The following is a 243-nucleotide window of genomic DNA, read 5'->3' on the forward strand; positions in this document are numbered from 1 at the left end:
GTAGAGCCAGCCCTGCCAGGTCGACACATATGTGAAGTCCGAGACCCATAGCTGGTTTGGTCGCTCGGCGCGGAACTGCCGGTTGACCCTGTCCAGCGGGCATATCGCTTTGCTGTCACTCATCGTCGTGCGCACAACCTTGCCGCGCATCACACCGCGCAACCCGAGCCGGCGCATCAACCGCTCGACGGTGCATCGCGCCACGACCGTGCCCTCGCGTGCCAATTGCCTCCAGACCTTGTC

The 243-nt window shown here is 63.8% G+C and carries 1 protein-coding gene; it reads right to left on the bottom strand.

The genetic code is table 11. From position 1 onward, the window contains the following. Window positions 1–243 (bottom strand): IS3 family transposase (locus tag QN413_RS27255; RefSeq protein WP_323499665.1); only part of this gene is annotated, 243 nt, incomplete at both ends.

The sequence above is a fragment of the Variovorax sp. LG9.2 genome, assembly GCF_035018885.1.
Taxonomy (GTDB): Bacteria; Pseudomonadota; Gammaproteobacteria; order Burkholderiales; family Burkholderiaceae_C; genus Variovorax.